The organism is Rhodoblastus sp. (genome assembly GCF_052145335.1).
Classification (GTDB): domain Bacteria; phylum Pseudomonadota; class Alphaproteobacteria; order Rhizobiales; family Beijerinckiaceae; genus Rhodoblastus.
This window is the reverse complement of the sequence record NZ_JBKQOU010000106.1, coordinates 21016-30306: the sequence shown is the minus strand read 5'-3', so window position 1 is coordinate 30306 and position 9291 is coordinate 21016. Positions and strand designations below refer to the sequence as shown.

The 9291-nt window shown below is 62.0% G+C and carries 10 protein-coding genes; 6 read left to right on the top strand and 4 right to left on the bottom strand.

The genetic code is table 11. The features are described 5' to 3' along the window. Window positions 1-182 precede the first annotated feature (182 nt). From ACLP2E_RS07985 to queD, 6 genes are all read left to right on the top strand, one after another. Complete coding sequence (locus tag ACLP2E_RS07985) at window positions 183-1382, top strand: FIST N-terminal domain-containing protein (RefSeq protein ID WP_442463149.1); 1200 nt, start codon at window positions 183-185, stop codon at window positions 1380-1382. Then, window positions 1379-2704, top strand: a complete 1326-nt coding sequence (locus ACLP2E_RS07980) for a hybrid sensor histidine kinase/response regulator (RefSeq protein WP_442465607.1) — start codon at window positions 1379-1381, stop codon at window positions 2702-2704. Before ACLP2E_RS07985 ends, ACLP2E_RS07980 begins: the two co-directional genes overlap by 4 nt. A gap of 160 nt (window positions 2705-2864) precedes the next feature. Continuing rightward, on the top strand, window positions 2865-3260 hold the full coding sequence (locus ACLP2E_RS07975; RefSeq protein WP_442463136.1) for a c-type cytochrome: 396 nt from the start codon (window positions 2865-2867) through the stop codon (window positions 3258-3260). Between the two features lie 292 nt (window positions 3261-3552). Next, window positions 3553-3951 carry a dihydroneopterin aldolase gene (locus tag ACLP2E_RS07970; protein WP_442463137.1) on the top strand — a complete coding sequence of 133 codons (399 nt, stop codon included), beginning with the start codon at window positions 3553-3555 and terminating at the stop codon, window positions 3949-3951. After that, on the top strand, window positions 3948-4694 hold the full coding sequence (locus tag ACLP2E_RS07965) for an SDR family NAD(P)-dependent oxidoreductase (protein WP_442463138.1): 747 nt from the start codon (window positions 3948-3950) through the stop codon (window positions 4692-4694). Before ACLP2E_RS07970 ends, ACLP2E_RS07965 begins: the two co-directional genes overlap by 4 nt. Window positions 4695-4772: 78 nt before the next feature. Next, a complete protein-coding gene (gene queD / locus ACLP2E_RS07960; protein ID WP_442463150.1) occupies window positions 4773-5126 on the top strand; it encodes a 6-carboxytetrahydropterin synthase QueD in 354 nt (117 codons plus the stop codon). A gap of 52 nt (window positions 5127-5178) precedes the next feature. Here the strand turns inward: queD and ACLP2E_RS07955 are convergent, their stop codons facing one another. The 4 genes from ACLP2E_RS07955 to ACLP2E_RS07940 form a co-directional block, all read right to left on the bottom strand. Beyond that, window positions 5179-5505 (bottom strand): hypothetical protein, encoded by a 327-nt coding sequence (locus ACLP2E_RS07955; protein ID WP_442465606.1) that lies wholly within the window; start codon window positions 5503-5505, stop codon window positions 5179-5181. Between the two features lie 190 nt (window positions 5506-5695). Next, window positions 5696-6679 carry an Hsp33 family molecular chaperone gene (locus tag ACLP2E_RS07950; RefSeq protein ID WP_442463140.1) on the bottom strand — a complete coding sequence of 328 codons (984 nt, stop codon included), beginning with the start codon at window positions 6677-6679 and terminating at the stop codon, window positions 5696-5698. Then, a complete protein-coding gene (gene argF, locus ACLP2E_RS07945; protein ID WP_442463141.1) occupies window positions 6676-7620 on the bottom strand; it encodes an ornithine carbamoyltransferase in 945 nt (314 codons plus the stop codon). The genes ACLP2E_RS07950 and argF overlap by 4 nt, the downstream gene beginning before the upstream one ends. After that, window positions 7617-8828 carry an aspartate aminotransferase family protein gene (locus tag ACLP2E_RS07940; RefSeq protein ID WP_442463142.1) on the bottom strand — a complete coding sequence of 404 codons (1212 nt, stop codon included), beginning with the start codon at window positions 8826-8828 and terminating at the stop codon, window positions 7617-7619. The genes argF and ACLP2E_RS07940 overlap by 4 nt, the downstream gene beginning before the upstream one ends. Window positions 8829-9291: the final 463 nt, after the last annotated feature.

Below are 9291 nucleotides of genomic sequence, written 5' to 3'. Positions count from 1 at the left end.
CACGCTTTTCCCTGGCATTTCACTCTCCCCGAAACAGGTTGTGTCAGCGGGAAAACATCGCCTATAGTACTTTGGCCCAATTGCCCGTCGGGACGATGCGGCTCGTCGACAAGAGCGGCGGGGCAGGACCAAAAGCGCGCGGAAACCGCGCGAAAACGGGAAGAGGAAACAGGCCATTGCAGATGGGCGAAAGGCGAGCCGATGGCGTCGTCATCGCTTCGACCAGCGCGTCGAGCGCGGAAGCGGCGGCAAGCGAAATTGCGGCCGCAATCAAAGGCCAGTTGGCGGCGTCAGGCGAGAAGTCGGAAGAGGCTTTGGCCGGCCTGGTTTGTTTCGTCTGCTCAAGCTTCGACGCCGCGCGTTTCTCCGCTGAAATCCGCTCAACCTTGCCGGGGTCACCGATTTTTGGCTGCACCACCGCTGGCGAACTGACGCCGGCCGGTTGGGCCTCCCATTCTATCGTCGCCATCGGCTTCTTGCGCCGGCATTTCACTCTAGTCGCGCATATGATGGAGGAACTGTCACATTTCGGCGTCGAGGAGGGCCGCGCCTCCATCGCCGAGGCGCGTGCCGCTTTGCTGGCCGCAGGCCCTTATATCGAGCCGGACCATTGTTTCGGCCTGCTGCTGATCGACGGCATGTGCCGGCGCGAGGAAGCGGTGATCTCGGCGCTTTATTCGGCGCTCGATGACATTCCGGTGGTTGGCGGCTCGGCTGGCGACGGCATGAGCTTCGAAAAAACATGGATGATCCGCGACGGCGAAGTTTTCCGCGACGCCGCATTGCTTTTGCTGTTTCACACCGATCTACCCTTCGCCCCGTTCAAATGCGATTATTTCGAACCGTCGTCGGCGAAAATGGTGGTCACTGACGCCGATATCGAGTTGCGCATCGTGCGCGAACTCAACGCCGAACCGGCGGCGACGGAATATGCGCATCAGGTCGGGCTGGTCGAGAGCAAGCTCGATTCCACCTCCTTCGCCTCGCATCCGGTGCTGGTCGGCGTCGGCGGCCAATATTACGCCCGCTCGATCCAGAAGGTGAATTCCGACGGCTCCCTCAGCTTTTTCTGCGCCATTGACGAGGGCCTGGTGCTGACCGTCGCCAAAACGCTCGACGCCTATGAAAGCACATTGGCGACTTTCGAGCGGCTGGAGGCGGAGCTTGGCGCGGTCTCGCTCTATATCGGCTTCGATTGCGTGCTGCGACGTCTCGCAGCCGAACGCCAGCAGATCGCCCATCGCCTGTCCGAACTCTATCGCCGCCGCCGCGTCATCGGCTTCAACACCTATGGCGAGCAATATCGCTCTATGCATGTCAACCAGACTTTTACCGGCATTGCGCTGGGCTACCGCCGCGCCGAGGCTCAAGAAACGGCATGACCATCGAGACAGCCGAAAATATCGACGATCTGAAACGTCGGATCATCAAATTGGAAAAGATCAACCGCGCGCTGATGTCGCGCGTTGAACGCTCCGTGGACAGCCAGTTCAACGCTTTTTCGCTGTTCGAGACGGCCATCGCCCTCGATCATCAGGTCCGCCGCCGCACCCAGGAATTGCAGCAGGCGATGCGCTCGATCGAAAAGGCCAAGAGGCAGGCCGAGGCGGCGAGTTCGCTGAAAACCACTTTCGTCACCTCGGTCGGCCACGACCTGCTGCAACCGCTCAATGCGGCGAGGCTCGCCCTTTCGGCGCTCGGCGAATTGCAGGTCGAACCGGACGGCGGCGATTTGATCGATCAGGTCGACCGCTGCCTGGTGACGCTGGAAGACCTGATCCGAACCCTGCTCGATCTGTCGAAACTCGACGCCGGCGTGATGAAGCCGGACATACGCGCCTTCGAACTGGGTGACGTATTGGAGCCGCTGACGCGCGACCTGGCCTATTTCGCCAAGAAGCGCGGCCTGAAGTTGCGGATCGTCGGCTCGCGCCGCACAGTCTCTTCCGATCCGCTGATGCTGCGCCGCATCCTGCAAAACCTGCTCGCCAACGCCTTGCGCTATACGTCCCGCGGAGGCGTGCTGGTCGGCGCGCGGCGACGCGGCGACCATTTGCTGGTGCAGGTCTGCGACACCGGACCGGGCATTCCCGAGGACCGGCGAGAGGCGATCTTCCAGGAGTTCCAGCGCGAGCACGATGACACGCCGGGGCAGACGGGCTTCGGCCTCGGCCTCGCTATCGTCCGCCGTTTCTCGCAGGCGCTCAACCATCCCGTCAGCCTAGCCTCCAATATTGGACGCGGCTCGACCTTTTCCGTGCTGCTGCCGCTGACCGAAGAAATTCCACCGCCCCCCCTCACCAGCCCGCCTTTGCGCCCCTACCAGAACCTCATCGCTGGCGCGAAAATCCTGTTGATCGAGAACGAACCCGCCGTCAGTGAGGCGATGGTCCTGCTGCTCGAGCGTTGGGGCTGCGACGTGGCGGCCGCGCCCTCCGGCGCGGAAGCGATCGACAAGGTGCGCGCTTTGGCCAACCCGCCGCAGATCATCATCGCCGACCTCCATCTCAATAATGGCGAACGCGGACCAGAGGCAATTAACGCCGTTCGCAAGGCTTTCGGCCCCGATCTACCAGCGCTGATCATCACCGCCGATCATTCCCCGAAGGCGGAGGAAGAGGCGCGGCGCCACAAGCTCGAAATGCTGAAAAAGCCGGTTCGTCCCGCCGAATTGCGCTCGCTGCTGTCATTCCTGCTCGCTTGAAAATAGGACTTTATAACGGGCGACCTGAGGCGGCCGAAATGATTTAATTGAGCTGTATCAAATCATGTCGCCCATGGTTGCCGGATAATCCGGGCGTATGGGCGCCCCGCAGCGCGCCGCGCGCAGGAAATCTCCCATAAGTCAGCCGGAGCAAGAGGTTATGCAAGCCAAGGTACTTATTCTTTCCGCCGCCCTTTTTGCGGGCCTCGCGTCAACCGCGCTGGCGGCCGATGTCGCGGCCGGCGAAGTCGTCTTCAACCAGTGCAAACAGTGTCATCACATTGGCCCTGGCGCGACGAATTTCTATGGCCCCTCCCTGAACGGTCTCATCGGCCGGCCGGCCGGCACCTTCCCTGGCTATAATTATTCGGAAGCCAACAAGCATTCCGGCAAGATCTGGGACGTCCCGACCCTCGAATCCTATCTCAGGCAGCCGCAGCACGATGTGCCGGCGACCTACATGACCTTCAAGGGACTGACCAGCCAGAGCGACATCGACAATGTCATCGCTTACATCGCGCAGTTCGATACCAGCGGCGGCAAGATCAGCAAGTAAATTACGCCAGCCTCGACGCATCGAAAGACCGCCGGATCTCGCTCCAGCGGTCTTTCTTTTGCATTCCCAGCCGCAGCCAACGGCGATTGGCGCAACCTCGAATAGGCGCCATGCTAGCGAGCGTGATCGGCGCGGCCGTGTCGCGCCCCAAGGCAAGGCTCAGGGCAGGGAGGGCAAAACACCGGGCATCGCAATTCCCACTCCATCGTGCGACGAGATCAAATAAGACGGGTTCACGTCGCATTGCATGGAATTGAGCGCAGCCGTAAAAGAGTCGCGCAAGGACGGACTCATGAAGCCATTTTTTTCGCCGGAGGATCATATCGTCGTGTCGCTCGACGAGGTCTGCGTCAATATTTCCTGCGGCCTGCATCCCTGGGAGCGCCATCCCGAACGTCCGACCCGCCTGATGGTCTCGGTTCGGCTTTACGCGCCACTGCTGACGCCGCGCGCCGCCGACACGCCGATAATCGATTACGACGTGGTGCGCCAGCGCATCCTCGATCTGGAAAGCGACGGCCATATCGATCTGCTCGAAACGATCGCCGATCTCATTATCGACAGCTGTTTCCAGGACCTGCGCGTGACCGCCTGCAGCCTTTCGATCCGCAAGCCCGACATCTACAATGAAAGCCGCGGCGCCGGCATCGACGTGTTTCGCACCCGCGCGCGCTGGAGCGAGGGGCGGTGAAGACGGCGCTGATCACCGGCGCGACCAGCCGGCTCGGCGCCCCGCTGGCGTGGTTTTTCGCACGGGAAAATTATCGCGTGTTTCTGCATGTTCACCGCGCGCGCGAAGCTGCGGACGAATTGGCGCAAAAGCTTGCCGAGACCGGCGCCAAAGCGGAAATCATCGTCGGCGATTTCAACGAAAGGGCGACGATTGCCGCCTTCTGCACCGAACTGACCGCGCGTTGCGGCGCTCCCGATGTCATTGTCAACAACGCCTCGGTGTTCGAGCACGACTTTCCCGGCCGCGCGGACGCCGACAAACTGGCTGCCAGCCTCGCCGTCCACGCCCTTGCGCCTTTCATGATTTTGGAGGCGGCGGCGGCGGCGAAACAACCGCAAGGCGTGGTCACCGTGTTCAATATTCTCGACCAGAAACTGCTCTGCCTGAACGCCGATTATTATTCCTACACCGTCGGAAAAAACGCGTTGATGACGATAACAGCGCTCTGGCAGGGGGCTGATCGTATCGATATGCGGGTGTTTGGCCTGCTGCCAGGTCTGATGTTTCCGTCAGGGCCGCAGACGGAACAAAGATTCATTGCCGATATGGGAAAAATTCCGACCGGCCGCGCCACCCCACCAGAAGACATATGTGCGCTGATGGCTTTCTTTCTGGCGCATCCCGATCTGCCCGGGCAGATGCTGCCGATCGACGGGGGCGAACATCTGATGGGGCGTCGGCGCGACATCGCCTTCGAATAATGCCCTCGCGGGCATTCAGTTCTTTACGCGAACCGGGTTCCACTTCGCTCGAAAACGCTTTAATACCGCCCCATGTCCATGACCATCACCCAGGCCTTCACTTTCGAGGCCGCCCACCATCTGCCGCATGTTCCGGAAACCCATCGCTGCCGGCGGCTGCATGGCCATTCCTATCGCGTCGAACTGCGGCTTGCGGACGAGGTGGACGCTTTTTCCGGCTTCGTCGTCGATTTTTTCGACGTGGAGAAAGCCTTCCAGCCGCTTTTGGAGCGACTTGACCATCACTTGCTGAACGAAATCGATGGGCTGGAAAACCCGACGGCGGAAAATATCGCCATCTGGATATACCAACGTGTCAAATCGGGCCTGCCGCAGCTCGAAGCCGTCAAAGTCTTCGAGACGCCGATGTGCTGGGCGGAATACCGCGGATGAACTTCGGCACTTGCGGCCAGAACGGGGGCGCGCCCCCGCTCCCTGTCCTGGCTCAGTAGCAGGCCCAGACCCAGCCCCCGAAGAAAGGATTCCAGGTCCAGCAGGGCCCGACGCCATAGCCCCAGTAGCGGCCATGCCAGTAACGGCCGCCGCCGCGATAGCCGCCGCCATAAGCGCCATAGCCGCCGCGATAACCGCCACCGCGATAAACGCCATGGTAGCCCCCGCCGTGATAGCCCCCGCCGTGATAGCCGCCGGCATGGAAACCGCCGCCCCCGCCGTGGCCGCCGCCATGGCCGCCACCGTGCGCGGCAAACGTTGAAGTCGGAAGAGCGGCGAGCGAGGCGACGGTCACAGCCAAGGCCAATTTGCGCAACATTTTTTATCCTCCGAATACGCTTGCCGCCAAATCCGCACGCGGTGGCCGCATGGCCGAGGCGACCTCGAGCTTGAGCCTATAACGAAACAGCCGTTCAAGACGAGGTATTTTCCGCGTTCCAGCGCCGCTACGGCCCAATGGAAATGCCCGTGAAGCTAACGCGCGACCGGCGCAATGGTTGCGGGTCGAATCATCCGCCGAAGACGCTGGGATCATAGCGGCGCAACGTGGAGCAGAACTCGCAGGTCACGCCGATCATGCCGTCGTCTCCCACCATGTCATCGCGTTCGTTTTGCGAAAAGCTCCTCAGCATGGTTTCGATCCGCTCGTCGGAGCAGCGGCAGGATTCGCGCAAGCGCTGGACAGGAAAAGCCTTGACGCCGCGCTCGTGAAACAGCCGGTAGGCCAGATCCTCGGGCATCAGGCCAGGGTCGAGTAGTTCGTGATCCTCGACCGTGGCGGCGAGAACCTTGGCCTCGATCCAGCTATCTTCCTCCGGCCGCTCCTCGTGAACATGGCCTTCAGGAGCGTCCCCGGGGTGCAAATCGGCCATGCGCCGGCGCTCCGGCGAATGGGGCAGGAATTGCGCCAGCAGGCCGCCGGCGCGCCAGCGAGCGCCCCCGGGCGTCACGACCTGGCCGGCCGCCAGTCTGATATAGGTCGGAATCTGTTCGGATTGCTGGAAATAGACATGCGCCGCCTGTTCGAGCGAACCGCCCTCGATCGACGCGACACCTTGATAGCGCGCGACTTCGGCGCCCTGTTCAATCGTGAAGGCCAGATGGCCGCGCCCCAAAAGCGCCGTGACTCCGGCATGGCCGAGTTCCTCCAGACGGGCGGCGTTAAAACGGGCGAAGGCGCGGAGCCGGTCGGGCGCGTCGAAATCCACCACCATCATGTCGACAATGCCGTCGGTGCGGGTCTGCAACTGGAAACGGCCCTCGAATTTCAGCGCCGTGCCGAGCAGCACCGTCAGCACCGCCGCCTCGCCAAGCAGCAGGGCCACCGGCTCCGGATAGGCGTGACGGGTCAAAATGGCGTCGAGCGCTGGGCCGAGACGGGCCAGCCGTCCGCGCAAATCGAGGGGCTCGACGGCGAAAGGCAGGACGCAATCATCCCTCTCCTGCTCGGCGCCCAGGGCTTCCGCATGAAAACCTCCGGCGCCAGAATTCATGACTGGACCTCCATGCACCAGGCCAGAATGCCCTTATGGGCGTGAAGGCGGTTTTCCGCTTCGTCGAACACCAGCGACTGTGGGCCGTCCATCACCGCATCCGTGACCTCCTCGCCGCGATGGGCCGGCAGGCAATGCATGAACACGGCGTTCTTCGCGGCGAGCCGCATCAATTTGCTATTCACCTGGTAGGGCGCGAGCAAGGCGTGACGCAATTTTTCGTCCTTGTCGCCCATCGACACCCAACAGTCGGTCAATACGCAGTCAGCGCCACGTACGGCCTCCTGCGGATCGCGCATGACATTGACTACGCCGCCCTGGGCGCGTGCCTGGGCGATCAATTCGCTGCGCGGCCCCAATTCTTCCGGCGAAGCAATGTCTAGAGTGAAGCCGAATTTCACCGCCGCTTGAATCCAGCTGGTGAGCACATTGCAGGCGTCACCGACCCAGGCGATGCGCGCGCCTGCGATGGAGCCGCGATGTTCCTCGAAAGTCATCAAGTCGGCCATGACCTGGCAGGGGTGTGTGCGCTTGGTCAGGCCGTTGATCACGGGAACGGTGGCGTAGGCGGCCATGTCCATCAGATGTTCATGGCTGAGGATGCGGATCATGATGATATCGACGAAACGCGACAGCACGCGCGCCGTATCAGCAATAGTCTCGCCGCGTCCGAGTTGCATTTCGGCGCCGGTCAGCATCAAGGTCTCGCCGCCAAGCTCGCGCATCCCAACGTCAAACGAGACGCGGGTGCGGGTCGAGGGCTTGTCGAAAATCATCGCTAACGTTCGGCCGAGCAGTGGCTTTTCCTGCGCCGGACGGCCCTTGCGGCGCCGGCTCTTGATCGCGCCGGCCAGTTCGAGCATGGCGCGCAGTTCATGCAGGGAAAAGTCTTCGATCTCCAGAAAACATCGACGCGAAGCGTCGACTTTCGGCGCGTTCATCCGCCGGCTCCATGCTCTTTTAATTGCGACGCCGCAGCCATTTCAAAATGACGGCAGGCGGCTTCGAGTCGGCTCACGCCTTCGCGGATTTCCTCGTCGCTGACGATCAGCGGCGGCAGGATGCGCAGGACATTTTCGCCCGCCGGAATGACGATGAGTTTTTCCGCACGCGCCGCTGCGGCGAAATCGCCGTTGGGGACGCGCACGCGAATGCCCTGGATCAATCCCTCGCCGCGAATTTCTTCGATGACCTCGGGGTGGCTCGCCGCCAGGCCGGCGAGACATTGGCGCAACAGCAGCCCTTTGCGGGAAACCTCTTCGAGAAAGCCCGGCGCCAGCAGGACGTCGAGCACGGCGTTGCCGCAGGCCATGGCGAGCGGATTGCCGCCATAAGTAGTGCCGTGGCTGCCGACGCCCATGCCTTTCGCCGCCTCGGCGGTCGCGAGCACCGCGCCGAGCGGAAAGCCGCCGCCAATGCCCTTGGCCGAGGCGAGAATGTCGGGCGCGACGCCATAATAGTCATACGCATAGAGCTTGCCTGTACGCCCCATGCCGCATTGCACTTCGTCGAAACAGAGCAGCAGCTTGCTCTCGTCGCAGATTTCCCGCAAGCCACGGATGAATTCGCGGGCGCCGGCGCGCACTCCGCCTTCGCCCTGGATTGGCTCAACCAGAATGGCGCCGGTCTGCGGACCGATCGCGGCCTTGACCGCCGCCAGATCGCCAAAGGGAACCTGGTCGAAACCTTCGACGGCGGGACCGAAGCCGTCGAGATATTTCGGGTTGCCGGCCGCCGCCAGCGTCGCCAGGGTACGCCCGTGGAAAGCGCCCTGGAAAGTGATCATGCGGAAACGCTCCGGCTGGCCGTTGGCAGTATTCCACTTGCGCGCCATCTTGATCGCCAGCTCGACGGATTCCGCGCCGGAATTGCTGAAGAACACCAGATCCGCGAAGGTCGCGTCGGCAAGGCGCCGCGCCAGCGTCTCCGCCTCCGGGATCTCGAACAGGTTGGACGTTATCCAGAGCTTCTGCGCCTGCTGCGTCAGCGCCTGCACCAGATGGGGATGGGTATGGCCTAAACTCGTCACGGCGATGCTGGACCCGAAATCAAGATATTTTTCGCCCGTCGTCGAGGTCAGCCAGGCGCCCTCGCCGTGTTCGAAAGCCAACGGATAGCGCGCATAAGTCGGAAGAATCGCCGAAGTCACGTGTGAACTCCAATCAGGCGCCGGCGCCGAAAACATTCGCTGGCCGTCCGCGCCGAACCCGAAAAACAAAGCGCCGTCCAGCGGGGACGGCGTCGGCAGGCCGCTAATTTAGGAAATCCAGACGGCAAGGTCAATTTCGGAATGGCCCGGCCTACCGCTTTTGTATGGAATAGCGGCGCGCGATGCTTTCCAAGCGAGAACGCGGAACCGCCGGGCCGCGCAAATGGGGCTGAACGCAAAGGCCTGTTGAAAACCTTTGGGGAGCGCGCGGGACGGTTGCGCCCGATTCAACGTCTAGTGTATTCTTCTCTTTGTCGACTACGACATCTCGTGTGGCGCGCGTTAATTTGGCGCCGGCTTTCGTCGGTCCTCGTTTCTGTCGGAGGGTTTTGCTGGCGGTCGCAATCCATTGCGATCGAAAGGAAAACTGTTCCCAAAGAAGCCGAATTCTCGAAAAGCCCGG

Excerpts from the sequence above, each read along its gene's own strand:
- ACLP2E_RS07985 (WP_442463149.1), top strand. The coding sequence starts at position 183 with ATGGGCGAAAGGCGAGCCGATGGCGTCGTCATCGCTTCGACCAGCGCG.
- ACLP2E_RS07980 (WP_442465607.1), top strand. The coding sequence starts at position 1,379 with ATGACCATCGAGACAGCCGAAAATATCGACGATCTGAAACGTCGGATC.
- ACLP2E_RS07975 (WP_442463136.1), top strand. The coding sequence starts at position 2,865 with ATGCAAGCCAAGGTACTTATTCTTTCCGCCGCCCTTTTTGCGGGCCTC.
- ACLP2E_RS07970 (WP_442463137.1), top strand. The coding sequence starts at position 3,553 with ATGAAGCCATTTTTTTCGCCGGAGGATCATATCGTCGTGTCGCTCGAC.
- queD (WP_442463150.1), top strand. The coding sequence starts at position 4,773 with ATGACCATCACCCAGGCCTTCACTTTCGAGGCCGCCCACCATCTGCCG.
- ACLP2E_RS07955 (WP_442465606.1), bottom strand. The coding sequence starts at position 5,505 with ATGTTGCGCAAATTGGCCTTGGCTGTGACCGTCGCCTCGCTCGCCGCT.
- ACLP2E_RS07950 (WP_442463140.1), bottom strand. The coding sequence starts at position 6,679 with ATGAATTCTGGCGCCGGAGGTTTTCATGCGGAAGCCCTGGGCGCCGAG.
- argF (WP_442463141.1), bottom strand. The coding sequence starts at position 7,620 with ATGAACGCGCCGAAAGTCGACGCTTCGCGTCGATGTTTTCTGGAGATC.